This window comes from Pseudoscardovia radai, assembly GCF_002259605.1.
GTDB lineage: Bacteria > Actinomycetota > Actinomycetes > Actinomycetales > Bifidobacteriaceae > Pseudoscardovia > Pseudoscardovia radai.
On record NZ_MWWR01000019.1, the window covers coordinates 1 to 24,847 of the forward strand.

Here is a 24,847-nt window from a genome sequence, read left to right on the forward strand (position 1 = left end):
GACTGCGTTGTCGTTGGTTTTCATTATGCCATGAGTCCGAGCTCGCGTCGCCGCGCGGTGATGCTGGTGCCGAACTCGGTCTTGATGCGTTCGTCGCGGTACCACGTCATGTACTCGTCGAGCCTGCGGATGAACTCCCGCAGGGAGACGCCCGCGAAGGAGCGCTTGTGGAAGAACTCCTGCTTGAGGCGTCCGAAGAAGCCCTCGGCCGCCGCGTTGTCGGGGCTGCAGCCCTTCGCGCTCATCGAGCGCACCAGCCCGTTCTCCTCGCAGATCGAGATCCACCCGTCCCACCGGTAGTGGCATCCCCGGTCCGAGTGGATCACGGGTCTCTCGCCCGGTTTGAGCGCGGCGCATGCCTTGCGCAGCATGCCGTTGGACAGGGCCGAGTTCGGGCTCGTCCCGATCGTCCATGCCACGGGCATGCCGTCGTAGCAGTCGATGACCGGCGACAGGTAGACCTTGCCCGCGGGGATGGAGAACTCGGTGATGTCCGTGACCCACAGCCTGTTGGGCGCGTCCGCGTGGAAGTCACGGTTGACGATGTTCGCGGGCGCGTCGGACAGCTCGCCCTTGTACGAGGAGTAGCGGCGCGAGCTCTTGAACGGGGGCACCAGACCGTTGCCGGTCATCAGGCGCATGACCCGCCTGGCCGACACGACCGTGCCCCTGAGGCGCAGCGCCGCCCACACGCGCCGGTACCCGTAGCGCCGGCCGCTGGCCTCGAATACGTCGCGTATCTCGTCCAGCAGGGGCCCGTCCCTGTCGGGCAGCTCCCTGACGCGCCTGTGGTAGTAGTACGTGCTGCGCGCGACGCCCACGCGCGCCAGCAGGGAGCCGACGGGCTCGCCGGTGCGTTCGGCGACCCGGTCCGCGAGGAGGGACCTTTCCCGGTTCGACAGGTTGTCAGGGTCTGCGCCCGGCTCTTTTCCCAACAGCTCGATCGTGCCCCGGCGGATCTCGAGGTCGATCTCGAGGTCCCTGAGCTCCCGGCAGCGTTCCCGCGCCTTGCCGCGCAGGGACTCCGCCTCGTCGCGCAGGGACTCCGTCTCGCCCCGCAGCTCGTCCGCCTCCCGGCGCAGGGAGTCGGCCTGCTCGCGCAGGGACGCGATGACCCGGAGCAGCTCCTCCACGTCCGCCGCCGAGACCGCCTCCCCGGCCCTGGCGGCCGGCTTGCCGGAGGCCTTTCCCGCCGCCTTCCCGGCAGGCTTTCCCGCCGCCTTGGCGGCGGTCTTCCCCGCGGCCTTGGCGGCAGGCTTTCCCGCCGCCTTCCCGGCAGGCTTTCCCGCGGCCTTGGCCGCGGGCCCTCCGGCCCCTCCCGTCCGCGCGGCGTCGGCCGCGCCGGCGCGCACGGCGCGCCCCGTCACGTCATCCATGGTCGGCTCCTCCAGTCCGCCGGGGTCCCGGCCCTCCAATCCTCTCACGGACCCCGCCGCCGGCGCCACCGGCACGCCGCCCGCCGCGGGAACCCGCCGCGACGGATCGGCCCGGTCCACCCACTTGCGCAGCGTCCCGGGAGACGGATACCCCAGGCACCGGCACGTGCGCTGCACACACCGGCCATGCGTCAGGAAATGCTCCACCGCCGCGCGCCTGAGCCCCTCGGGATACCCGCCCGCCGGCGCCGGCACCCTCGCGGGCGCGACCCTGCCCGGCACGCCCCCGTACCTCTCCGACGCGTACCGGCGGTACCACGCGCGCACCGAATGCCGGCTCGCCGGATACCCCAGCTCCCGCACCACGGCCGTCGCGCTCCGGTCCAGCCGCTCATACAACTCACACGCCCTGAGCCTCTGCTCCCGCGTATAACTAGCCATGACGCCCTCCAGTCAAAAGTCCAAGAAAACGTCACCACCTCGATGTGGATGCCAGGCCGATCGACAGCGAGATGGACGCCTCATACGCCACGAACATGAGGCCGCCGAGCAGCAGGTAGCGCCGCGGAGCGCGGGAGAGCGGCTCCGGGCGGCGCGTGATGAGCAGCAGCACGCCGCCGACCGTATAGATAAGCGCTGAGCCGAGCGTGGGCCCGAAGGAATCTGCGACGAGCCGCACGAGCCCTGCCATGAAGCCCCACAGCACGATGGCGAGCAGGCCGATGATTGTGGCGGTGCGGGTGGCGTTGGCATCGGGGGCGTGGGCGTCGGGGGAGTGCGTGGGCATGGAGGAAGGTCCTTAGGCTTTGGGGTTCTGGGACCAGAGTAATCAACGATGCGAACGATGGGCGGGCGCGACCCGGCATAGACCACACCCGCCCGTCTGTCAGTAGGTGTTGTGGTTCCACCCGTCGTAGGTACCGCAGTCGCTTGTGCACCCGCCTCCGAATGAGAAAAAGAAGCTTTCGTCCGGCTGGGCATTGTGTGCATTTGAGGGAGGCAGAGAACCGGAGCTTGCGGTTCCCGTCGTGGTGGAGCCTCCTGTGGTGGTGCGGGTCGTGCCCGACGTGGTGGAGCGTGTCGTCTTGCTTGCCTGTGCCTGCGCCTGTGCCTGTCGCTGGGCCTCTGCTTGTGCGGCGGCTTGGGCGGCGGCCGCGTCGTCGGCCTGCTTCCTGCCGATGCTGTCGTTGACCTTCACGCTCGCGTTGTAGATGGCTCCGGCGGCCGCGTTGATGGCGTTCGCGTCCGTGCTGTTCGAATCCCTGAGCGCCTGCCCTTGGTTGATGGCGTCGGTCAGGTCGAAGCGGGTCTGCGCGTCCGCCACCTGACCATCCGAACTGCCGAGGAGGGCGCGCCCGTCCGTGAGCTGCTGGTCGAGCGCGGTGTTCGCGTCATCGAGGGTTTTCTTGGTCTGGCTGTCGGTGACGGCTTGCGCGGCCGCCGTGACGTCGCCGGTGGCCTTGTCCCACGTGTTTCCCGCGTCCTTCCACGCTTGGGTGAGCGTGCCGAGCGTGTCCTTGTCCATCGTCGTGTCGCATGCGGCGGGCTTGCTTGCGGGGCTTGTTCGTGCCGTGTTGAGCGTGTCCAGCGTCGTGCTATCCGCAAGGGTCGCGGGATCGATTTTCGTCGTGTCCTCGCTGTCCGCGATGGCCTTCTGGTAGGCGTCGAGGGATGCGCGCGCTCCGTCGCTGGCTTGCTGGCACGCCGTGTACGCCGTCTGCCGGGCGTCCTCGGCCTCGGCCTGTGCCGTGCCGGTCCTATGGGCGTGGATGCCGATGCCCGCGCCCGCGGCCACAAGTGCGATGACGGCGCACGCGCCGATGATGGCCGTGCGCTTCTTCTTCGACTTCTTTGCCGGGTCAGGGGCGACGGGAGTATTGGTGTTCGTGCTCATGTCGGTTCCCTTCTCTATCCAATCGACTATCGAGCAAATCGTGGGAAACGCAAATCGGCTGCCGATTGGTGCGCGGTGCGGCGCGGGAAAATCGTCTCGCAAAATCGTGGAAAATACCGGAGATGGTTTTGAGCGGCGTGTCGTGGCGGTATGATGATTGAGACGGACGTGTTCAGCGGCCATGGGGGTCTGCAAGGCATCGTTGCCGGCACAGCCGTCGCGCGCTCTGCAATTGGGGGAGTGCGTTCGAATGATAGGAAAGGACACAACATGGCAGTTATCAAGGACCGTCTGGGGAACGTGATCGTTCAGGATGATACGAAGACCCTGCGCGAGCTGGTGGTGGAGAACAAGACGCACCTGGCGGGTGCGGATCTCCACGGTGCGGATCTCCACGGGCTCGACCTGAGTGGCGCGGATTTCCGCGGTGTTGATCTGAGCGGTGCCGACCTCAGCTATGCGAACCTCAGCTACGCCAATCTCGGCGCCCTGTGATGCGTAAGGTCTGATTCGGTATTTCGATGATTCGAAAGAGTCCCGCGGGAGGGCCCGTTGCATACGCGCGGGCCCTCCCGTTTGACATACGATGTGTGGCCATATGATGTAAGCGCATGCGATGCACGGCAGTGGGCCGTCGTGAAAAGCGAGACAAGGAGTGAGAGATGAGCTTGACGCAGCGTGGCCCGGCGTATTCCGTGGATCAGAATTCGCGGCGGGTGCTGGATTACTGGATCTGGAGGGAGCTGTGCTCCGATGGAGCCCTTGATTTTTCCAACGATTTCCAGGAAGCATCAAGGAACAAGAACGGCGTCTATCGGCTTCCTGTGAATATGTGCAAGAATGGCGGATCGGATTTTGCTCAGTTTTTCCGCAGTCGAGGGCTCCAACCGAAAAAGAGCGGGCAATCGAGGGGTAATACGCAATACACGAACAATGTTGTGACGCTCTATCTGGGTTGCATCAATTTGTTTCCGATTGTCGAAAAACTCACGAAAACACAGCATCCGTCAGGTTCGACGCCCCAGGCATGGCGATATTGCTATGCCGTGCAACTTGAGCTCACCGATGACTATCGGGTCAGCAAGATACTGCAACATCCCAATCAGTTCGCTTCAAAGCTATCCACAAGCTGGACCTGGGCCGCTCAGTGCTGCCTTGGCAAGGGAGAGGCGCTGACTCCCAAGAACGTCATATCGGAACAGGCAAGCCTCCAGAACGCGTTTGCGGAACGCTTCCGGCTGATTCAGGGCGAGGACATAGACGGTTCGGGTGTGGGCGCACATCTCAACGATGTCATGTGCCAGCTTGTGAGATACTCCGCCGGTCTTCCCACGAACGATGGTGACGCCTTCATCTGTTTCCGCTTGTCGGGGCGCGATCCGGATTCGTTCTATCTCAAGGATCTCTATGAATGCGAACATGCGGAAGGCCGGGCTGCGATGCCACGGCTTTCCGCAAACGGTGCCGCGTATCTCCAAAGGGCATGGCAGCTGTATGGGAAACAGCAGATTCCGCTGGGCGCCGGCAACCTGTATTCGGGTGATGCTTCCAACGGGGTGTCGTTCTTCGACGTCAATTCCGTGGTCGAATTGTCGGACCCCTCGAAGATGCCGCTGGGGCGGTTCCCCTCGCCGCGGGGCCGGCATCTGAACTTCATGCAAAGCCTTGCCCTGAATGCGACGACGACGCAGCTCGATTGTGAGAACGCCGGTGCGCGGATCCAGGCGGTCAACGGACCCCCGGGAACCGGGAAAACCACGCTTCTGCGAGACATTGCAGCATCGTATATCGTCGAGCAGGCGGCGTGCATGGCCGACATGATGGCTCGCGGCACCGCGAAAGGCCATCTGGGTGAAGAGAATCTGCAACGATTGGCGAGATACTCCGTCGTATTCGCAAGCAACAACAACAGCGCCGTGGCCAATGTGATCGACGGCCTGACGAAGATCGCGGGCGTTGATGAGGAATTCCGGAATGAGCTGATGGAGCTCGGGTTCCCGAATCTTGCCAATGGCGATGCCATCCTGGTGGCGTTCCAAGGAGGCCGAAAAGAGAACGTATACATGTTGCTGGAGAAGGTTCGTCACATGGCCGAAGAGCTGGAAGCCGAGCGGAACAGTGCTGAAGCCGAGCGGAACAGTGCTTTCAATGATCTTAAAGCTCTCCGGGAATTCCAAGCGGCTTGGCAAGAGGCGGAGGATCTCAGGCTTGCCCTTGACTACTACTGCAATGGTGAGACGCTTGGCCAGCAGCAGGAGGAGGTACAGCGCCGGTGCGTTGAAGTGCGGAATCAGTTTGCCAACAGCACGGAGCAATACAATTCGTGGAATGCAACCTATGCGCAGGAGATGCAGAACGCGGCTGCCCTCTGTTACTTCGACGAGTACGCGCGTCGGCATGGAATCGAGTATCCGGGATGGACGCGTTTCATAGCTCGCTTCAGCCAGCGCGCCGCCTTGCGTTACAACGCGGTGGTGAATGATTTCAACGCGGCAGTGTATTCGCATAGGCAGCAGCTGGATTGGATCCGGAATCAGGCGACGGCGTGGGGTCAGGAATGCCAAAGGTTGGGTGATGCAAGTGGGTCTCTTGAGAGTGCGTTTGTCTCTGTGCGGCAGCGGCTTGTGTCTATGCAGGAGGCCAGCCAACGGGTGAATCTCGATCCGAGCTCCATTACGGTTCCAGATTTCTCGCAGGGAGATTACCCCGCGCTGCACGGTTCGACACCGTGGTTGTGCGAGGCGTTCGAGCACGCGCAGAGGAAGCTCTTCGTCAAGGCGGTTCGCCTGCGGCATCGGTTCTTGAAGCAGCATGTGCGCGAGATTAACAACATGCTCGATTTCTTCGATGATTCTTATTGGAAAAGCGTCGATTGGAAGGGAAGTAGTCAGAAGGCTCCGGATCTTCAAAAGTGGGCGACATCGTGGAGCATGCTGACGCTGTGCGTTCCCGTTATCGGCACCACGTTCGCCAGCGTCAGGAGGATGATCGGAAGCGGTTCGATCGGAGTTCTCGCTATAGATGAGGCGGGCCAGGCCCTTCCGGAATCCGCGTTCGGGGCGATCAACCGAGCCAAGAAGGTGATTGTGGTCGGTGATCCCGCCCAGCTGGAGCCCATCGACAAGCTGGAGACCCCCATTGATGGTAGCCTCAGATACCGCTTTTTCAACGATTGCTCTTGCTTCGATGGCCGAATCGAGATTCCTTCGGATGCCGACGCGACCCTGAGTGAATCCGTGCAGACCATAGCCGATCAATGTGGCACCTATTTCAGCTATGATGGCCGATCCGGATCCCGCCGGATTGGCATACCCCTGTGTGTGAACCACCGGTGTGGGCACCCCGTGATCGATATCAGCAACAGTCTCTCATACCATGGGCGCATGGTGAGTCCCGGCGATGCACGGATAGATGCCGGGGAGTTGGCAGCCGGGCAGTTGACGCGGAATGCGCACCCGGTGCCGTCGACAACCTGCTATGCGGCGTGGTTCGATGTCTCGCCCGGCATGTTCGGCGGATACGAATCCGGGGGTGGTGCGATGGGCTCTCTTAAGAACTACATTCCGGCCGAGGGACGTTTCGTAATCGTCGCGATTCGTGAGCTGCTGCGTGATGCGCAGATCACCGGATTGATGAAGGACGACATCGTCGTGCTCACGCCTTTCCGCAATTGCGTCGAAGGTCTCAGGCGCGATCTGAAGGAAGCTGACCTCGGAGACATCGGTGTGCAGACCGTGAGCAGCTACCAGGGTCAGGAGGCGCCCGTTGTGTTCTTCGTGCTCGGTGCGGGGTGCGTCAATCAAGGCGCGGCGCGGTGGGCGGTCGGGAAGCATAACCTCGTCAATGTCTCCGTGACGCGTGCGAAGGGCAGGCTGTACATAGTCGGCGACCATGGCATGTATTGCGGCGCCGGGATGCCCGATACGTGCGGGACGGTGTGCGCCGTGCTCGATGGTTCGCCGTCCGGATGTGTTGTTCTGCGGGATACTGTGGCGGCATTCATCAACGATGTGGAGGCGCGGCGGAGCGAAAGCGGCGGTGTCGCGTGGCTGCGGATGTTCGGGTACTGATGCGGCGAGTGGGGGACGGGTACACCGATCCCTACTCTCTGAGTATCGGACCATCTACCAAGACGGAAACGCCGCGGACGTACGAATCGAAACAGCCAGGAGGATGCTATGGAAGAAATAATCCCAACCCCTACGATGGGCGAAATCCTCGAAGAGGAGTTCCTCAAACCCTACGGGTTGACGGCAGAGGCGACGGCCACCGCGATCCACGTACCCGTAAGCCGAATCCGGGACATCCTCGACGGCAGACGGCATGTCGCCGCGGAGATGAGCATCCGGCTCGGACGGCTCTTCGGAGTATCCGATGGGTACTTCCTGACCCTTCAGAACGACATCGACATGCGGGCGCTGAGACAAAGCTTGGCAACGGAGCTTGAAGGGATTCGCCCCGTTGCCAGGCGCTAACTCCGGAACGCCTGAACGGAGAGTTGATTCAACAGGCGCGGGGTCGTCCACATGAGTGGACCGTGCCATCGTGGAATGCATGGCGCTCCCCACGACCGGCAGGAATCGTCTTTCACCTTATGAGATCCTCTGAGACAGCGGCCGTCCATCAGCCGGGGAGTCCTGGTTCGTCCTCGGCGGATTCCCGGATGCCTTTGATGATGTCTCCGATGGAATCGTGCTCGTGGACGATGTATTTCGAAATGATTGAAATGAGAGGGGCCGGATCGTCGTATACCTGCCATCGTTCCAAGCAATTCATGTATTCCCGTCCCGTATCGTGCCGAATACAGATTGGAGCGTAGCCTGCGCGCAGGAGCATCCAGTTGAGAATCTGCCGTCCTGTCCTCCCGTTCCCGTCCGCGAACGGGTGGATGTTCTCGAACATCGCATGGAATCCTGACGCTCGAAGAATGGGATGGGCGTTGCAGGTATTGATGGTGCTGACAAGAGCGTCCACGTCATCCCAGATTTCCAACGGGTCGGCTGTCTTGACGCGGGTGTCGCGGATGCGCACGGCGTAACCGTACGGCCGGAAAGTGCCCCGAAGGGCCGGCTGGACGTCAAGAGCGGTGATCTGATGCAGCGTCAGTATGGCGTTTGTGTCAAGGGGACGGTTCTCCTTCGCGAAGCGTCGTACGGTTTCCATGCCGTCGGCGCATCCCTTCGCGGCGAATACATATCGTGCCGGACCATCGGTGGGGAGGAACTCTCCATCAAGAACAAGCTCGGTGTCCGGGAGGGAAAGGGTCGACCCCTCCATGGCGTTCGAGTTGTACACATATCGTGACAGCCAGTCCTTCCGGTAATCCTCGAGTGCGGATTTCTCGACGCCGTCAAGAGGGTAGAGCGACTCGAGCGCATCCCTCGAAGCGTCGGCGCTGCGGATACTGTTCTCTATGCCGGGGTCCGCGGCGAGCGAGCCCAGCACGTCGGGTAGGCATTTGATCCTCTTGGAAAGTTCTTCGCTGGGCATGCGCGTTCCTTTCGCGTGCATATCGCATGCGGGTGGTTCTGGTGCCAAGTCTAGCCAAGCCGCCTGAAGGGGGGATGCCTTCAAACGGTTCCAGTGCAATCCCGTCCTTACGATGAACTTCCCTCTGTGGTGGCCTTGGGGCCACCGCGCCCACGGGAAACGGATGAATGTTACTGTATGCTTATTCATACAAAGGAAATTCGATTGCACCAAGGAGGGGACATGGTGACGACTTCACTTGACATCGCAGCCTGGCTCGTGTCACACCATGATGCGGAAACCCGCCTTACCAATCTGTCTTTGAACAAGCTCTGCTTCTATGCGCAGGTCGAATCCCTGCGGAACGCCCACAAGACGCTGTTCGACGATCCGATCGAGGCATGGCGGTATGGTCCGGTCTGCCCGGGCGTCTACCGCGCCTACAAGCGCTACGGTCGCAACGCGATTCCCGCTCCGGCGACGCCCGTCCCCGATCTGGCTCCCGACGAGGCCAGGATCATGGAGAATACATGGAAGGATTACGGTTGGCTGTCCGCCTATGACCTCGTCCGTCTTTCGCATCGGGGCGACGGCGCATGGTCCAAGGCGTGGGCTCAGGGCCGGGACACCATGATCACCCCGGATTTGATCCTCGAATCGTCTGATATCAAAGGCTTCGACCCCAGGCGGACGTTCGCCGCGTCTGTGAAACGTGTCGAAAACCGGTACGGGAACACGCTGAGGCTGTTGGAGGACTCGTGACCGTCCTCGCGATGACTCTGGGCGACGAGGAGATACAGGGGCTGGCTGATTCGCTCATGCAGATTCATGCGGAAGTGGTCCGTGGGAAAGGACTGGATCTGTCCCGTGTCGTGTCCTCGGAAAAGGAGGGGGGTTATCCGCGGCAAGATCGTCTCCGTTGCGTATTCATGCTTCGCAACGGTCTTCGACCAAACCCCCTCCGACCGTTTCCCGGATGTGTTCGTTCAGGTTGCGACCTTCGCGCAACACTTCGCCAAAGATCATATCTTCGCCGATGGAAACAAAAGAACCACGGTCATCGCATGTTTCTCCCTGCTTGACCAAGAAGGGATTGAGATTGCGGTGCCGGACTCGCAAGACAGGCTTGTGAACGAGATTTACAAGGCTATTCAGTGCCTCGTGACCGGAGCCGCGAATGTCTGGGATTTCGCCGACTTTCTCCGCCGTGCGTCTTCATGCCGAACGTCCTGAAATCCAACGGGGAACAGTCGCATGCTCAACGACATGGGTCGTTCCCCACAGCGGTTACCTGCCAACAGGACAACGGGTTTGTCTCACGGAATCATGGATGCGGATAATGTGGTCTTATGAGAGTCGACATTCAGGATTTTGAGGCGTGCGGCCGGTCGGGCCTTTACTACGGCGGAAACGGCGGGCGCAAGGAAGGCGTCGTCTGGAACGGTGAGTACTGGATTGCCAAGTTCCCCAGCTTGCACGTCGGGGCTGCAGGGGACGTCCCGTCAATAAACACGGCGCCGATTTCCGAATGGCTCGGATCCCATGTCTACGAGATGCTGGGGGTCCCGGTCCAGAAGACGGTGCTGGGCGTCCGCGACGGCGGGATAGTCTGCGCGTGCAAGGATTTCACTATGCCGGGCAGGAGGCTCGTGAGTTTCCACGACTTGAGGAACACGCTGTCGGATGATGAGGAAGGCTTCGTGGAATCTCCCTCCGCGGGGTCGGGCATGGTTCTCTCCGATGTCCTTATGGGCATCGACCGTCTTCCGGAATTGCGCGAGATACCCGGCGGAAAGGAAAGGTTCTGGCGGATGTTCGTCACCGACGCTTTCATCCGGAACATAGACAGGGATAACACGAACTGGGGGATCCTCGTGGCGCCGGGCACTCGCTCCGCCCTGGCCCCGGTGTTCGACAACGCGGATTCGTTCAACAGAAAACGGACGGAGGCCGCGATCGAGAGGGTCCTTTCCGACCCGCAGGCGGTGGAAAACGACGCCAGGGACGTGAGGTCGTGCTTCGCGCAGGATTCGGGGAAGCCGATCCTGCCCTTGGAATTCATGGAATGCGGCGCCACGCCCGAGTGCATCCGAGCACTCGACTGGTTCATGGAACGCTGGGATTTCGAACGTTTCGATTCCCTGCTCGACGGCATCCCCGAAGAGACCCATGGCATCAAGGTCATTCCCAGACGATACAAGGAATACCGCCACCGGGTTATCGAATGCCGATATCACGAAGTCTTCGCCGGGCTCTGGAGGAAACTCCACGGGAACGTCATCCCAATGGGTTTCCGCTGAAGTTGCGAAAGGGCGTAGGTGGCTTTGTCAATGGTGTTCTGATGAATGCATGTACGGCGACATTTTTCTGCGCCCGCCCGCCTCGCCGCAACACCGACCCTTAATCAACCTCCGGCGGGTCCATCCACTGGTCGATCGTCTCATCGTTCTCGTCCGGGTATGCGAAGCGCACCTCGCGTCCGTCGCGGATGAGCACCTCGCCCAGACGCAGGGTCGCCGCGTTGGATCGCGACGGGGTCTCGAGGCCCTCCGGCATGTCGGCGGGGTAGTTGGGGTCGTCGGGGCGGTGCAAGGTGAGGATGACCTTCTGGCCGGGCAGGTAGAATCTCTCAATCCATTTCGACGCGGTCCCGATGGCCCCCTCCTGCGCAAGGGCGGTGCCGCTGACGAAATTGAACGCATCGAGCGACGGCTTCTGGTCGGGCCGGGAGGGCGATTCCCAGCGGCTGACCGTGACGAGGGTGACGCCGATCTGCCGGGCGAGCTCGGTCTGGGTGATGCCGGCGAATTCCCTCATGCCGCGCAGCATGCCGCCGGTGATCGCCTCCTCGATGTGCCGTTGGGTTGATTCCTCCAACGGGCTCAGGCCGTTTTCGGATGGGTTCAGGCCGCTTTCCGGTTCGCTCATGGTCGTCCTCCTGTGTCGTTTGTTGCTGCGGTCGCTTCCCGGCGCGCGGCTTTCCAAGCCATGTTAAACGATTTAACATAGCGTTTTTGCGATGTTAAGTCGTTTAACATACGATGTCAAATCCCCGAACCGCGGCCGTGCACGGCGCAGGGCACGGCCGCGATCCGCAAGCGCCATTCGCGCCGGCGGAATCGTGATGACCGGGCCAATCGTGGATCGGAAACGCGCGCCCGCACCTCGCAAGCCCTACTCCCGCTTCGATTTGCGGCGCCTGCCGAACGCTCCTAAAATATGCGCCTGGGGGTTGCAAAACCACATGCCCGGCCGACGACGGCGGGGCGGATAAGGATATCAGGATAAGAAAGAAGGGATTCATTATGGGGATTCTTGGAGCCATTGGCACACTTATGATGACGGCGTTCGTCATCGCCCTCGTCATCTTCTCCATCATCTGCACCAGTGCGCCCGGACAGGCGCTGGCGACGTTCATCAACACCATCTTCAACAACATCATCCCGGCCACGTTCGTGCTCGCGTTCGGACTGTTCATAGCCGGAATCGGCATGGCCGTCGCATGGGGGTTCGTGGATGACGCGAAAAGGAAGAGGCAGACGTTCTTCGACACCATCGGCCCCACCGTCGCTGTCGCCATCACGCAATTCATCGACGCCGTGTACATCAAGGGCGTGCTCGACATGGTGGGCGAACGCTACCACGACCACGACCTCGACGCGTTCTACGCGCAGACCACGGCGGCCGGGGCCGTCACCGGCATCGTGTTCGGCGTGCTCATCCTCATACCCGTGTTCTACACGCTCTCGAAATCGCGCGATTGGGATTATTCGAAGGTTGGTACTGAGAGCGGCGGTGCTGGCGCGGGTGCAGGCGCGCGGGGTGGTACTGGCTTCGGCGGTAGCGCCGGCGCGAGCAGCGGCCGCGCGATCGGCGGCGCCACCTCGTCCGACGATTCCGAGGATTGGGACGACGACGATGATGACGACTGGGAGTGAGTGACGGCGTCCGATGATGGGCCCGCGCCGGCGGTGAATCGTCGTAGCGGGCCCATCGTATGCGCTGGTAACATGAGATACATGCACCGTTCGGCTGGTGATGACGCCGGCCTTTCGGGGCTGTGAAATCAAGAACGCAAGAATAATTGAGGGGACCCAATACCATGATGCAGAAGATTGATAAAACCGATACACTGAGAAAAATCCTCGACAAGCAGCATTTCACCGTGGACTATTTCCAGCGTGAATATCGGTGGGGACGCAAGCAGATCGAGCAGATGATTGACGATTTCGCGGGGGCGTTCGAGGAATTCTACGATCCGGAAGCTCATAACTCCCTGCATGATGTCATGAATTACGGCTTTTATTACATGGGCTGCATCATCTGCACCGTCGGCGATGTGAAGCAAATCATCGACGGGCAGCAGCGCCTGACCTCGCTCACGCTGCTTCTGATATACCTGGACCATCTTCAGAAGCAGACGATTCCCGAAGAGGATAGGGTTCCGATTCAAGACATGGTCTATTCCGTGCAGTTCGGCACGAGGAGTTTCAACATCGACGTGGAGGACCGCGTCGACTGCATGAATGCGTTGTTGAAGGGGAACACCAATTTCGAAGCCGACAACGAGAGTTCCAGGAACCTTATTGAGCGCTACCACGACATTGAGGAGTATTTTCCCGACGAGCTCAAGGGCAACGCGCTCCCGTTCTTCATCAATTGGCTGATCGAGAAGGTCCTCCTGCTCGAGATCGACACGGGCGAGGACGAGGCGCACACCATCTTCCTTACCATGAACGACCGCGGCCTGAGCCTCAACAGCGCGGAGATGATGAAGGCATACATCATCCAGCAGATGGATGAGTCTGACCGCGATGAGGCGAACCGCCAGTGGCAGAGCAACATCAACAGTATCAAGAAAGCATACGCCTACGACACAAGCGGTATGGTCAACACGCAGGACGTTGATTTCATCTCCACATGGCTCCGCGCCAAGTATGCCACGACGATGCGTGAAAAGGAGAAGGGTTCCAAAGACAAGGATTATGAGCTCCTTGGCGATGGATTCCACACCTGGGTGCGAGACAACGCGCACAAGGGCATGGGGCTCGCGACCAAGGAGGACTTCAAAGAGTTCGTCTCCAGGGATATGACGCGGGTCACCGAGCTGTATCTGCGCATGAAGGAGTACGGGGAGAACCTTACCGAAGGGTTCGAAGAGGTTTTCTACAACGCGAACAGGAACCTTGCGTATCAGACGATGCTCGTCATCGCTGCCGTAAAGCCTGACGATTCCAAGGATGTCATCGACAGAAAAATCCGGATGACGGCGAAGTTCGTCGATGATTTCGCAACAACCCGCATCCTGAATTTCAAGAGGCCGAACTGGAGCACGAACAAATCCTTGCTCTTCCACGTCATGCAGGGCATCCGGAACGCCGATTGCAAGACGATCGGCATGGTCTATGTGCGGACGCTGCGCCGTATGGATGTATCGCTCGAGGGAATCACACGGTTCGGCCTGAACCAGTTCTCCTCCGGCTACATGCTGCATATTCTTGCGCGCTTCACATCGTATGTGAACGTGCGGATGGGGAATAAGTCTCATTTCGATGAGTACGTCGACCGCGAGAGCGGGGGCAACACTTTTGACATTGAGCATATCCTGCCTGATGTGTACGAGGACTACAAGGATAGTTTCGACAGCGAGCAGGACTTCGAGGAGACGCGGAACGGAATCGGCAATCTGATCATCCTGACGCGTGACAAGAACCGAAGCTACAAGGACATGAACTATAGCGAGAAGGTTCTCCGGTATGAAGGAGACAACATCCTGGCCCAGTCATTGAATGACAACGCGTATCGCAACAATCCTCAGTTCATGCCGGTTGCCAAGGAGTATGGCCTGCACTCCTTCCCGCAGTTCACCAAGGAGAGCATTGCCGAGAGGGCGGAATCGTATCTGAGCATGGCGAACGATATCTGGAACCCCGAGGCAATCAAGGACCTTGCGGGAGGCTGGTCTGACGAGGACGAACAGGAGCTCTTCAAGAACGAGAAGCATCAGGAATTCACGGTGACATACTCCGACCGAAGCTGGCCCGATGCCGTGAAATATGGCTTCCTCTCGGCGTCCCTCAACGGTAGAGGCCACACCATCTACAACGTGCAGGTGGGCGATGTGGTGTATTGCTACATCGGTGGATCCGGCTTCGTGGGAATCGGCGAATGCCTCTCGTCCGCCGTGCCGATGAAGGATTTCACGGTGGATGTGGATGGCGAAACCGTCCCCGTCGCCGATGCGCCGTGGATTGACGAGGACGCCAAGCTCAAACTCGATCCCGACCGGGAGGTGTTCATCCGCGTCAAGTGGAAGAAGTCCGTGCCGGATGCCTCCGATGGTTACTGGGAGAAGGGGATGAAGGCCCTTCCCGTGGTGGCGTATACCCCGAACGACAAGATGACGTATAAGAAGGTGCGGAAGCATTTCGGGTACACGGAGGAGTGAGTTGCGCGGGGCAGGGTTTCGACCCTGCCCCGTTTCATGTGTAATCCCTGCGCAACGATGCAAGGTAACGCTCCGAAAAGCTTGGAAAGAAGCCGTTTTATAACTTTTTATATCTTTTATATCCTTTATAACTTTGATGTAGACTGCTGAGCATTCGCATGCTGAATGGGTGTCGGGATCGGGTGACCATTCCCGGCCTGGACGTGGCCGATGGCGACAAGCAGGCGAAGATCAAACTCGGAGACATGGTGCATGGCCCTGCGCTGGACGGCTTGAGCGCCATGGGCAGGGACTACCTGCTGGCCATGGCCCAGGATGACGGCCCCTCGGCTACCGGCGACATCGCGAAAAGACTGGAACGCGACCTGGGATACGCCAACGTGTACCGCACGCAGCTCATCAAGGAGGACATCATCTACCAATCGTCGTATGGCTATGTGGATTTCAAACTCCCGTACCTGCGCGATTACCTGCGCGAGCACGGTGCATACCATCAGATGCGGAAGAATCTCTCCGGGGGCGAGTAGGCGCAGGGGAGCGGGCGTTGTGTGGAGCGAGGGCGTACGAGGTGCGACGGCTTTTCTCAGGTGCGGAGGCATCTCCGAAACCGTCGTTGCGTGCTTCTATCGATGTCACAAGATGCTCGAACGCTACCACCATTTCGAAGACATAACCGGTCTCGATCTGCACAACATGGATGACCGAGCGTCGCGCCACGGGTTGACGGGAGAGACGTGAGCATGAGGCGGGGTGATCTGAGGGGTTGACGAAGGGGTATGTGTCGCCTGGGAGCAGCGACAGTTGGGTGAGTTGTATGCCCCGTCGCGAGAGAAGAACAATGGTGCTTTCTCAGTCAGGGACATCATCTCGGTGGCGGGAATGCGGTACGCGTCCCGTGAATCCTCCAACTCCACCGACGATTACATGCGGACGTACAACGTGATGAGGGTCGGGGACATCGCTTTCGAAGGGCATACATCGAATGAATTCGCTTTCGGCAGGTTCGTCGAGAATGACTTAGGCGACGGCATCGTTTCCCATGTCTTCGTGGTGCTCAGGCCTCTTCCAGGGCGTAGGTATGATCTCGCTTTCTGGAAAGAGGCGATACATGATGAGTTCCTCATGAAGCGGATCCTCGCCCGGAGCACGAAGCGGTCGACGATGATGCATGAAATCGTCGTCTCCGACTTCCTCAAGGAGGTCTTCGCTGTACCCTCTTTATCCGAACAGCAAAAGATCGGTCGGTTCTTCTCAACCCTTGATTCCCTTATCGCCGCCGCCGAGCGACAGGAGGGCCTCCTCAAGCAGAAGAAACAAGCCTACCTGCAGCTCATGTTCCCACAGGAAGGAGAAGCACAGCCGCGACTGAGGTTCAGCGGATTCAACGGACAATGGCAGCAACGACAGCTGGGTGAGGTGGCGGAGATCGTTGGCGGTGGCACACCCGATTCTTCAAATGCCGATTATTGGGATGGTGACATCGATTGGTATATCCCAAGTGAAATCGGTGAGAGCAGGATTGCCCAGGCGTCGACGAGGAAGATAACCCGTGAAGGTCTGAACCATTCGTCTGCTCGATTGCTTCCCGCAGGAAGTATTCTTTTTACCTCACGAGCCAGTATTGGTCTGATGGCGTTCATATCCCATCCCTCTGCCACGAATCAAGGATTCCAATCGCTGATTCCGAACGGTGAGGTTGATCCTGATTTTCTGTATGCTTTGGGTCCGCGCATCTCCCGTTATGCCAAGAAGCATGCCGCGGGGTCTACGTTCATTGAAATCAGTGGAAGCTCTCTGGCGAAAGCCCCTTTGCGTATCCCCAAACTCCCCGAGCAACGACTGATAGGACAGTTTTTCTCAACCTTTGACAAAATCATTTCCGCAGTCGAGCAACAGATTGAATCCTTGCAAATGGCAAAAGCCGCATATCTGCAAAGAATGTTCGTATGATTGAGCCGCTTGTGGTCTGAGAAGGCTATGCCTTCTCAGACCACAAGCGGCTCCTGACTTTATATGAACAACTTCTGCAAATAAGAGGATTTCATCTTTCGAAGTTGCACGATTCTGCCTTCGGCATTTTCTACCAAACGATCCAACTTTTCGAAGAAATCACCAATTTTCAATTGCTCGTGGAGAGATGGCATCGGAATCCGTTGCCTAAGGAAATCGTCGACCACGAGTTCGTTCATGAGAGTCCCTCTCATCGTTGAGCGCAACAGCAAAGGCGTCATTATATAGCGATTTTGGAGCAGGTATTTCCAGAAAGGAACGCAGATCGGACGTGTTGGCCGGAAACTACGGAACCGCGATGACATCAGCCCATCACCTATATCGTTAATCACCACGTGCCCATACGGGTATTCCTTATGGCGGTTCCCCTCGAATGCGACATCGCCTACTCGCAGTACCCGGTATGTCTCGAGGGAAGCATGGGCTGCGCCATTGCCTTCGGGTTTGAAATGCATCGTTGACACTGAGATAGTTCTGTCGAAGCCGAATTCGGAAGTATTGTTGCGCTCCTCATTGATTTTCAGTACCGATGCCAGCGCTATGCGCTTCCATGTATCGTTGAAAGCGCTGAACCTCAAACGCGGTTCGGTCTTGCCTTCCTGGGGGAACATGAGCTGGAGACAGGCTTGTTTCTTCTGCTTGAGGAGGCCCTCCTGTCGCTCGGCGGCGGCGATAAGGGAGTCGAGGGTTTTGAAGAACTGTCCGATGAGGCGTTGCTCGGGTTGCGAGGGGTAGTGCACAGCTACGGAGCTCACCGCCGCACGAGATAGCGAAATTACTTTTGTTCCCTGCATCAAAGGGAACAGCTGATTGCGGAATCTGAGCGAGTTAAGATACTGACCCCAGTAGCCACAGCTCTTTGGCACAATCGGGCGTAGCGGAAAGGTATGTAAACCGGCGACGACTTCATGATTCATCAAGTGTTGAATTTCAACGCATTTCCCAGCAGTGGTGTCTTCAGCGGTGTCTGCCATGACGATGTCTCCATCTGCCAGACGGTCACCCAAGAAGCAGTTGTCGTCGATATGAATCGATGGTCCTTGTAATTCAGAAACATCGATAACCGCTCCATAACGAATAAGCACATCACCGTAGTGGATGTCTAGAATTCCATAGCAATCATTGTGCAAATTAGCTCGGGGAAGCGTGTTATTTCGAAGTATGTTGAAAGACTCTCCCAACTGTCGCTGCTCCCAGGCGTGGCGGCAGGCAGAAGAGGAGGCAGAAATGCCTGCAGCAGCCAGTGGAGATAGTCATTGTATGTTCACCACTCAGCAATGCTCGACATGGTGCAAACTCGTTTTCCAATCGTGTGGCCTGACATTATTCTCTGCAGCGTGCTACTCATAGTGATGCACCGTGGTAGCAACTCAAACCAATCGATACAGCACAAACATTTCTCAAATTTCCTGTCAAACGGGAGAGCTTGGAACGGATTCTCATCCTTGGGAGCAGCGACAGTTGGGGGAGGTGGTGCAGATTGTCGGCGGTGGTACGCCTGATTCGTCAAATGCCGATTACTGGGATGGCGACATCGATTGGTATACACCCAGCGAAATCGGCGAGAGAAGGTCAGTCGAGACGTCAGCGAGGAAGATCACCCTTGAAGGTCTGGTACATTCGTCCGCCCGTCTACTTCCCGCAGGAAGCATTCTCTTCACCTCGCGAGCCAGCATCGGCCTAATGGCATTCATAAGCCGCCCTTCTGCAACGAACCAGGGGTTCCAGTCACTTGTGCCGAGCAATAACGTGGATTCGAATTTCCTGTATGCCCTAGGGCCATACATCTCCCGTTATGCCAAGAAGCATGCTGCGGGCTCCACCTTCATTGAAATCAGCGGCAGTTCTTTGGCGAAAGCTCCGCTACGAATCCCCTCACTCGCCGAACAGCGCCGCATCGGCGAGTTCTTCTCCACTCTCGACAGCCTTATCGCCGCCGCCGAGCGACAGGAGGCCCTCCTCCGGCAGAAGAAACAAGCCTACCTGCAGCTCATGTTCCCACAGGAAGGAGAAACCCGGCCCCGGCTGAGGTTCAATGGGTTCAGCGGTGAATGGGAGTCATTGCAACTAGGCAAGCTCTATGAGAAGAACACCGAGCGTAACGGGAATCAGTTTGATGCAGGAAAGACTCTCTCCGTCTCTTCCATGACTTTCAACGCTTTTGGTAACGGAGCGGCGGAGGAATCCCTGACAACGTATAAGGTTCTTCGTATCGGCGATGCAGCCTTCGAGGGACATACATCGAATGAATTTGCGTTCGGCAGGTTCGTTGTGAACACCATCGGAGATGGGATAATGTCGCCTCGCTTTACAGCGATTAGACCGACTGCCCGGTGGCGGCAATCGTGCGATCTGGATTTCTGGTCGTGCTATCTGCACGACGAGAACGTGATGAAGCGCATTCTTGTTCGCAGTACAAAGCGCGGCACCATGATGAACGAACTTGTCCTCGATGATTTCTTTACGGAAAGAATCCGAGTTCCCTCTCTCCCCGAGCAGCGCCATATCGGCAAATTCTTCTCCACCCTCGAATCTCTTATCGCCGCCGCCGAGGAGCGAACTAAGCATCTCCGAGAGTTGAAAGGCTCTTATTTGCAGCGAATGTTCGCGTGAACGTCCGACATCTATCGTTCCTTTTCGGTCTGCGCTGAACTTAGCAACATACCGCGGGCCGGAAAGGATTGAACTATGTACCGAAACCAACTCCTGTCGCGTTTCTTCTCGGAATGGGTGAACACGTATAAGAAGGGCGCTGTCACGCAAGTCACTTTGCGTAAATACCTCATGACCCAGCGTCAGTTGGAATTGCTGGCGCCGGAGACGACGCTCGCCGACTTGACCCGTCTCGAGTACCAGCGCATCCTGAACCAGTACGCCGCCGACCACGAGCGGCAGACGGTAATGGACTTTCATCATCAGGTGCGCGCTGCAGTCCTAGATGCTGTGGAGGACGGCGTCATAAGGCGAGACCCGACCCGCAAGGCAGTCATCAAAGGAAAGGACAAAGCTGAGCGCAAACCCAAGTTCCTCAACCAGCATGAACTGGCGACGCTTCTTGCGGATCTTACCGTGGATACGGATCATCCGACGGATTCGATGCTCATGCTGATTGCAAAGACAGGACTGCGTTTCGCTGAGGCGTTGGGTGTGACACCCGCTGACTTCGACTTCCATCACCAGACGCTGCGGGTGTCGAAGACATGGAACTACAAAAGCCCAGACGGTGGTTTCGCCCCGACCAAGAACGCATCGAGCAACCGGCTCGTGCGGCTCGACTGGATGCTGTGCATGCAGATGAAGCAGCTGTGCGAAGGGCGGGACCGGGAATCGCCCCTGTTCATTGCGGAAGGCGAGCGGGTCTTCAACGCAACCATCAACGACCGACTTGCAGTCCTGTGCAAGAAGAACAACATTCCTGTGATTTCCGTGCACGGGTTGCGTCACACGCACGCCTCGCTGCTGCTCTACGCCGGGGTTTCCGTCGCATCGGTCGCCAAGCGGCTGGGGCATTCGAACATGACGACGACACAAACCACGTACCTGCACATCATCAAGGAACTTGAGTCGCAGGACAACGACAAGGTGATGCAGTTCCTCAGCACGCTGTAAACGCTGAGACTCGGGCTATGGTTTGCCCCGCGCCGCGGGGCAAACCATCATACGAACATGCGTTGCAGGTACGCGGACTTCATCTCTTTCAAAGCTCTTGTCCGCTCCTCGGTGGCGGCGATAAGGTTGTCGAGGGTGGTGAAGAACTCGCCGATGCGGCGCTGCTCGGGCAAGGAGGGGAAGATGCATTTGAGCGAGGAGAAGTCAGAAAAACTGATCGTTTTGCCGTCCCTGATGCCGAAAGTCACAGTCTTGAGTGATTCTATGAAGGACTTTCTCTTGAAGTACTGCTTCCAATAAGCATTGTCCTGGCTGGAGCATTCCGCATGGGTAAACACCGTGTATGCGGGGCTGACGATCCCAGTCTTGTCGGACAGTTCGAATCCGCCTTGGAATGACCTGAGGCTGATGACGAAATCTCCAGCTCGGACCAGCTTGTACGAACTCAGGTTATCCGTTTTGAATTTAATGTCTCTGCTTTGGTCGTCTCGGTAAACCATGCCTTCGCTTTGCGTCGCCGACAATACCGGGAGATCAGAATGGCCATTCTCCTTGACAGGGACAAACTGTTCCGAAGACCGTCGCTGCTCCCAGTCTTCGCTGAATCCACTGAACCTCAGCCGTGGCTGTGTTTCACCCTCGCGCGGGAACATGAGCTGCAGGTAGGCTTGTTTCTTCTGCTTGAGGAGGGTCTCCTGTCGCTCGGCGGCGGCGATAAGGCTGTCGAGGGTCGAGAAGAAGACGCCGATGCGGCGTTGCTCGGGGAGAGACGGAATTCCGAAGGCAGCGGAACCGACCAATTCCCAATCCGCACGGGGCATTTTGGAACCGGAGGACTGGTTGGCAATCGTAATAAACCTGGGGCTCTGAATGAGGGAGAACAAGAAAGAGCTGGCAACACTCGAAGGTGCAAGAACCCACCAATCACCAACGGCAACGCCACGAAAACCAGGCTTCAGCCGATTGCCAAGATACGGGCGCAGCTTCCCGTACAGAACGTCACCAGGTTCGAAACAAATACCTCTCTTCCCTTCTTTGGAGGTGAAGTCCCTTGCAAGAGCACCTCTACCAGCTTCCACATCTTCATATTCAACAGATGGCATATCCTCCGTGGAAATTGCCTGCGCTGATCGCCGAACGACCACCTCCCCCAACTGTCGCTGCTCCCAAGGGTCAGTGAAGCCGCGGAAACGCAGTTCTGGCACCGTTTTCTTGCTGTTCTTCTTGGCCATTATTACCTCGTGTTCGTGAAAATCAATGCACATTCTTGGGTGTGCTAAACCCGGTCGGGATGGAAGAAATCGTCATCAAGCACCCATGCCGTGACTTCCTGGGTGTGCAGATGGTAGCGCCTGACGAGTTCGGCGATTTTCGTGCCATTGATCAGCGTGACCATCCGTGTGTAGGAGCGAGATGCGCGGACGGCGTCTTGCGAAAAGTCGGACGTGGTGATGAAGATACCGTATTCGGCGTTGAACTTGTCCATTGCGCCACGGAATCGGTCAATCTCCGGGCTGGACACCGTTCCCTGCCAACGCTTCGCCTGGATGGCAACGCGAGTGGTCCGAAAATCGTCGCCAGTCACGTAGCCGAAGCCGTCGATTCCGCCATCACCCGTTGCTTTGATACCGAGATCAGGGTCAATGGTGACGCCCATTTCCTTCACCAGCTCGCGGGCGAATTCCTCAAACCGTATCGGCGTCAGGCCCATGAGCGCGTTGTGCAGCCTAGATTGGAACTCGGTTTCAGGGTCTTCGGATTCGGGAAGCGACATCTCAGTTTGTTCGATGGCGTCACCCGTGTCTTCCGCCTGTTCCACGGTAGGCACAGGTGCTTCTGTCTCGACAGGTTGCACGGAATTCTCCGAGTTGGCTTCACGCAATTGCTTGTTGCGTTTCGCACGGCGGTTCCACTCCGCGCGAGCTGGCTTGAACACTTCCTTCGTGAGATCCCATGAATTCATGTCCACTTCACGGCCCTTATCCGTCAGGGCAACCGTATGCCTGTCTTCGTCAGACAGGTACCCAGTGAAGACCAGATCCTTGATACTCATGTAGAAGGGGAAGTCGAAGGGGCGGAACGTCTCGCCGGGCCGGTTCGGGGAGTCCTTCTCCGCAGTGATCGTCTCTACATCAATGACGCGTGAGGAATTCTTCAATTCCTCACGAATCTGGGCACGCGTTGCGCGTCCGCCCAGCAGACGAACGACGCGGATGATTTCCGGGTAAATCAGTCGGCGTTGCTCGTCTTGTGGCAAATCATGGAATTCGGTCATTCCTGCGCCTCCGATGTTGCTTCCTTGCCGGCCTGCTTCGACCCATCGCTGTTCATCGCTGACGTGGGCACGAGTTGGTCGATCATGGCCTGGAGCTCCTTCTGGAGGCGTTCCATCTCCTTGGCATTGCTCTCGAGCTCGCGGTTGACTTCGTCGAGATCGATGGGCGCTTCTTCTTCGAAAGTATCAACGTAACGGGGGATGTTCAGGTTGTAGTCGTTCTCCTTGATTTCTTCAAGCGTCGCCACATGAGCGTACTTGTCCACGTCTTTGCGGGCGGCATAGGTGTCGATGACCTTCTGGATGTCTTCGTCGCGCAGGCGGTTCTGGTTCTTGCCCTTCTCGAAATTTTGGGAGGCGTCGATGAAGAGGATGTCGTTCGTCGTCCTGTCTTTGCGGAATACCAGCACGACGGTCGGAATCGACGTGGAGTAGAACAGGTTGCTCGGCATGCCGATCACGGCATCGAGGTAGTTCTTGTCGATGATGGCGCGGCGGATGGTGCCTTCGGCGGCGCCGCGGAACAGCACGCCGTGGGGGAGCACAATGGCCATGCGCCCGGTGGGCTTGAGATGGTAGAGGCAATGTTCCACGAAGGCGTAGTCGGCCTTGGACTTGGGTGCGAGCTTGCCGAAGTCCTTGAAACGGGGATCCTTCAGCTTGGATTCCGCGTTGTCCCAATGCTGCGAATACGGCGGGTTAGCCACCACCGCATCGAAGGAGCGCGGATGGTCGATTCCATTGCTGTCGATGCCGTCCGGCCAATCCTGCTCGAGGGTGTCGGCGTTGCGCAGATCCATCCACTGGTAGTCCACGTCGTGCATCATGAGGTTCATGCGCGCGAGGTTGTATGTGGTGCGGTTGAGTTCCTGTCCGTAGAAATGCACATGCTTGTCGGCGGGCAGCTCACCGTTGTTCGCCTTCCTCAGCTCGCCCTGCACCGTGAGCAGGAGCGACCCCGATCCGCACGTGGGGTCATAGACGTCAAAATCCACGCCGGGAGCATGCACCGCAGCCTTCTCCGTGTCGCTCGAATCCTCCGGCACATAGGTGACGAGACCGGCCAGCACACGCGACACTTCGTGCGGGGTGTAGAACTCGCCTGCCTTTTTGCCGCTGTTGCCGGCGAACTGTGCGATGAGGTACTCGTAGACGTTGCCCAGGATGTCGTGCCCGGATTCATCCAGGAAGTTCACCTCGTCGATGCGTTCCACCAGGTCCGCCAGCGCCTTCGTGCGCGCAGCGGTTGAGTTGCCCAGAGACGAGTTCATGAGGTTGATGTCGTCAAACACGTCACGGAAGTCGCGGCTGGCGTCGGCATTGAGCTGTGCGTTCTGCTTGAAGTGGTCGAAGATGTTGCCGAAGTCCTCGGGGCGCACCTGCTGGTCCTTGACCTTGCGGACGAGAGTCGCCCACGTGTCTTCCGGATCGATGGCGTAGCCGAGTTCCTCGGAAAGGGCCTGGTGCCATTCATCCAGCCCCTCCTGCTCGACGTCGCGCGCATAGGCGTCATTGATGTCTTCGTCGTCCTCCACGGTCAGGAGCCCTGAATTCTTCAGGAAACGCTCCTGCTTGGCGGAGAGATAGCGGTAGAAGATGAAGCCGAGAATGTAGTCGCGGAACTCGCTGGCATCCATCTTTCCACGCAGTGCGTTCGCCATCGCCCACAGCTGTGACGTGAGGTTCTTCGCGCGCTGCTCGTCGGAGATATGTTCGGGTTCGTTCTGCTCTGTCATGTCTGTTCCTGTTCTTAATGAGTGCTCTTG

The 24,847-nt window shown here is 58.5% G+C and carries 20 protein-coding genes and 1 pseudogene; 12 read left to right on the forward strand and 9 right to left on the reverse strand.

The window, feature by feature from the left end; translation table 11 throughout:
- Positions 1–23: 23 nt before the first annotated feature.
- From PSRA_RS08135 to PSRA_RS08145, 3 genes and pseudogenes are all read right to left on the reverse strand, one after another.
- Complete coding sequence (locus tag PSRA_RS08135; RefSeq protein ID WP_094661404.1) at positions 24–1,817, reverse strand: IS3 family transposase; 1,794 nt, start codon at positions 1,815–1,817, stop codon at positions 24–26.
- A gap of 40 nt (positions 1,818–1,857) precedes the next feature.
- Positions 1,858–2,163, reverse strand: a pseudogene (locus PSRA_RS08140) (hypothetical protein); the annotation flags it as partial.
- Positions 2,164–2,262: 99 nt separating this feature from the next.
- Positions 2,263–3,270 carry a hypothetical protein gene (locus tag PSRA_RS08145; protein WP_094661405.1) on the reverse strand — a complete coding sequence of 336 codons (1,008 nt, stop codon included), beginning with the start codon at positions 3,268–3,270 and terminating at the stop codon, positions 2,263–2,265.
- Positions 3,271–3,540: 270 nt separating this feature from the next.
- Between PSRA_RS08145 and PSRA_RS08150 the strand changes: the two genes are divergently transcribed.
- From PSRA_RS08150 to PSRA_RS08160, 3 genes are all read left to right on the forward strand, one after another.
- Positions 3,541–3,765, forward strand: coding sequence for a pentapeptide repeat-containing protein (locus tag PSRA_RS08150; protein WP_094661406.1), 225 nt, complete (start codon positions 3,541–3,543; stop codon positions 3,763–3,765).
- A 167-nt stretch (positions 3,766–3,932) separates the two neighbouring features.
- On the forward strand, positions 3,933–7,340 hold the full coding sequence (locus PSRA_RS08155) for a DEAD/DEAH box helicase (protein ID WP_094661407.1): 3,408 nt from the start codon (positions 3,933–3,935) through the stop codon (positions 7,338–7,340).
- 108 nt (positions 7,341–7,448) lie between these two features.
- Positions 7,449–7,745 (forward strand): HigA family addiction module antitoxin, encoded by a 297-nt coding sequence (locus tag PSRA_RS08160; protein WP_094661408.1) that lies wholly within the window; start codon positions 7,449–7,451, stop codon positions 7,743–7,745.
- A 148-nt stretch (positions 7,746–7,893) separates the two neighbouring features.
- On the opposite strand, the gene PSRA_RS08165 is transcribed toward PSRA_RS08160, so the two are convergent.
- Positions 7,894–8,760: a Fic family protein gene (locus tag PSRA_RS08165; protein WP_094661409.1), complete on the reverse strand. Its 867-nt coding sequence runs from the start codon at positions 8,758–8,760 to the stop codon at positions 7,894–7,896.
- Between the two features lie 222 nt (positions 8,761–8,982).
- Between PSRA_RS08165 and PSRA_RS08170 the strand changes: the two genes are divergently transcribed.
- The 3 genes from PSRA_RS08170 to PSRA_RS08180 all read left to right on the forward strand — a co-directional run bounded on the left by PSRA_RS08170 (position 8,983) and on the right by PSRA_RS08180 (position 11,039).
- The gene (locus PSRA_RS08170; protein ID WP_158216373.1) at positions 8,983–9,501 is read left to right on the forward strand and encodes a Panacea domain-containing protein; all 519 of its coding nucleotides are present in this window, start codon (positions 8,983–8,985) and stop codon (positions 9,499–9,501) included.
- 81 nt (positions 9,502–9,582) lie between these two features.
- Positions 9,583–9,972 carry a Fic family protein gene (locus PSRA_RS08175; RefSeq protein WP_158216374.1) on the forward strand — a complete coding sequence of 130 codons (390 nt, stop codon included), beginning with the start codon at positions 9,583–9,585 and terminating at the stop codon, positions 9,970–9,972.
- A 116-nt stretch (positions 9,973–10,088) separates the two neighbouring features.
- Positions 10,089–11,039: a HipA domain-containing protein gene (locus PSRA_RS08180; protein ID WP_094661412.1), complete on the forward strand. Its 951-nt coding sequence runs from the start codon at positions 10,089–10,091 to the stop codon at positions 11,037–11,039.
- Between the two features lie 100 nt (positions 11,040–11,139).
- On the opposite strand, the gene PSRA_RS08185 is transcribed toward PSRA_RS08180, so the two are convergent.
- Positions 11,140–11,667 carry a helix-turn-helix transcriptional regulator gene (locus PSRA_RS08185; protein WP_094661413.1) on the reverse strand — a complete coding sequence of 176 codons (528 nt, stop codon included), beginning with the start codon at positions 11,665–11,667 and terminating at the stop codon, positions 11,140–11,142.
- Between the two features lie 377 nt (positions 11,668–12,044).
- Here PSRA_RS08185 and PSRA_RS08190 point away from each other — a divergent pair, with 377 nt between their 5' ends.
- The 4 genes from PSRA_RS08190 (at position 12,045) to PSRA_RS08205 (ending at position 17,137) form a co-directional block, all read left to right on the forward strand.
- Positions 12,045–12,677: a hypothetical protein gene (locus PSRA_RS08190; RefSeq protein WP_143516429.1), complete on the forward strand. Its 633-nt coding sequence runs from the start codon at positions 12,045–12,047 to the stop codon at positions 12,675–12,677.
- A gap of 164 nt (positions 12,678–12,841) precedes the next feature.
- Positions 12,842–15,187 (forward strand): DUF262 domain-containing protein, encoded by a 2,346-nt coding sequence (locus PSRA_RS08195; RefSeq protein WP_211280515.1) that lies wholly within the window; start codon positions 12,842–12,844, stop codon positions 15,185–15,187.
- A gap of 182 nt (positions 15,188–15,369) precedes the next feature.
- The gene (locus PSRA_RS08200; protein ID WP_094661415.1) at positions 15,370–15,714 is read left to right on the forward strand and encodes a hypothetical protein; all 345 of its coding nucleotides are present in this window, start codon (positions 15,370–15,372) and stop codon (positions 15,712–15,714) included.
- Positions 15,715–15,988: 274 nt separating this feature from the next.
- The gene (locus PSRA_RS08205; RefSeq protein WP_094661416.1) at positions 15,989–17,137 is read left to right on the forward strand and encodes a restriction endonuclease subunit S; all 1,149 of its coding nucleotides are present in this window, start codon (positions 15,989–15,991) and stop codon (positions 17,135–17,137) included.
- A 59-nt stretch (positions 17,138–17,196) separates the two neighbouring features.
- Here the strand turns inward: PSRA_RS08205 and PSRA_RS08210 are convergent, their stop codons facing one another.
- Complete coding sequence (locus PSRA_RS08210; protein WP_143516431.1) at positions 17,197–18,282, reverse strand: restriction endonuclease subunit S; 1,086 nt, start codon at positions 18,280–18,282, stop codon at positions 17,197–17,199.
- A gap of 274 nt (positions 18,283–18,556) precedes the next feature.
- Here PSRA_RS08210 and PSRA_RS08215 point away from each other — a divergent pair, with 274 nt between their 5' ends.
- Together PSRA_RS08215 and PSRA_RS08220 are read left to right on the forward strand one after the other, a co-directional pair.
- On the forward strand, positions 18,557–19,810 hold the full coding sequence (locus PSRA_RS08215; protein ID WP_094661418.1) for a restriction endonuclease subunit S: 1,254 nt from the start codon (positions 18,557–18,559) through the stop codon (positions 19,808–19,810).
- Positions 19,811–19,885: 75 nt separating this feature from the next.
- The gene (locus PSRA_RS08220) at positions 19,886–20,806 is read left to right on the forward strand and encodes a site-specific integrase (RefSeq protein WP_094661419.1); all 921 of its coding nucleotides are present in this window, start codon (positions 19,886–19,888) and stop codon (positions 20,804–20,806) included.
- Positions 20,807–20,853: 47 nt separating this feature from the next.
- Here PSRA_RS08220 and PSRA_RS08225 read toward each other — a convergent pair whose 3' ends face one another.
- Genes PSRA_RS08225 through PSRA_RS08235 form a run of 3 tightly spaced genes read right to left on the reverse strand, consistent with a single transcriptional unit; the run spans position 20,854 to position 24,817 of the window.
- Entirely contained in the window at positions 20,854–22,038 is a 1,185-nt protein-coding gene (locus PSRA_RS08225; protein WP_158216375.1) for a restriction endonuclease subunit S, read from the reverse strand.
- A gap of 44 nt (positions 22,039–22,082) precedes the next feature.
- Complete coding sequence (locus PSRA_RS08230) at positions 22,083–23,081, reverse strand: restriction endonuclease (protein WP_094661421.1); 999 nt, start codon at positions 23,079–23,081, stop codon at positions 22,083–22,085.
- On the reverse strand, positions 23,078–24,817 hold the full coding sequence (locus PSRA_RS08235) for a type I restriction-modification system subunit M (protein ID WP_094661422.1): 1,740 nt from the start codon (positions 24,815–24,817) through the stop codon (positions 23,078–23,080). Before PSRA_RS08235 ends, PSRA_RS08230 begins: the two co-directional genes overlap by 4 nt.
- Between the last annotated feature and the right edge of the window lie 30 nt (positions 24,818–24,847).

Excerpts from the sequence above, each read along its gene's own strand:
- PSRA_RS08165 (WP_094661409.1), bottom strand. The coding sequence starts at position 8,760 with ATGCCCAGCGAAGAACTTTCCAAGAGGATCAAATGCCTACCCGACGTG.
- PSRA_RS08180 (WP_094661412.1), top strand. The coding sequence starts at position 10,089 with ATGAGAGTCGACATTCAGGATTTTGAGGCGTGCGGCCGGTCGGGCCTT.
- PSRA_RS08195 (WP_211280515.1), top strand. The coding sequence starts at position 12,842 with ATGATGCAGAAGATTGATAAAACCGATACACTGAGAAAAATCCTCGAC.
- PSRA_RS08220 (WP_094661419.1), top strand. The coding sequence starts at position 19,886 with ATGTACCGAAACCAACTCCTGTCGCGTTTCTTCTCGGAATGGGTGAAC.
- PSRA_RS08170 (WP_158216373.1), top strand. The coding sequence starts at position 8,983 with ATGGTGACGACTTCACTTGACATCGCAGCCTGGCTCGTGTCACACCAT.
- PSRA_RS08190 (WP_143516429.1), top strand. The coding sequence starts at position 12,045 with ATGGGGATTCTTGGAGCCATTGGCACACTTATGATGACGGCGTTCGTC.
- PSRA_RS08235 (WP_094661422.1), bottom strand. The coding sequence starts at position 24,817 with ATGACAGAGCAGAACGAACCCGAACATATCTCCGACGAGCAGCGCGCG.
- PSRA_RS08225 (WP_158216375.1), bottom strand. The coding sequence starts at position 22,038 with ATGGCCAAGAAGAACAGCAAGAAAACGGTGCCAGAACTGCGTTTCCGC.
- PSRA_RS08150 (WP_094661406.1), top strand. The coding sequence starts at position 3,541 with ATGGCAGTTATCAAGGACCGTCTGGGGAACGTGATCGTTCAGGATGAT.
- PSRA_RS08160 (WP_094661408.1), top strand. The coding sequence starts at position 7,449 with ATGGAAGAAATAATCCCAACCCCTACGATGGGCGAAATCCTCGAAGAG.
- PSRA_RS08135 (WP_094661404.1), bottom strand. The coding sequence starts at position 1,817 with ATGGCTAGTTATACGCGGGAGCAGAGGCTCAGGGCGTGTGAGTTGTAT.
- PSRA_RS08145 (WP_094661405.1), bottom strand. The coding sequence starts at position 3,270 with ATGAGCACGAACACCAATACTCCCGTCGCCCCTGACCCGGCAAAGAAG.
- PSRA_RS08230 (WP_094661421.1), bottom strand. The coding sequence starts at position 23,081 with ATGACCGAATTCCATGATTTGCCACAAGACGAGCAACGCCGACTGATT.
- PSRA_RS08155 (WP_094661407.1), top strand. The coding sequence starts at position 3,933 with ATGAGCTTGACGCAGCGTGGCCCGGCGTATTCCGTGGATCAGAATTCG.
- PSRA_RS08185 (WP_094661413.1), bottom strand. The coding sequence starts at position 11,667 with ATGAGCGAACCGGAAAGCGGCCTGAACCCATCCGAAAACGGCCTGAGC.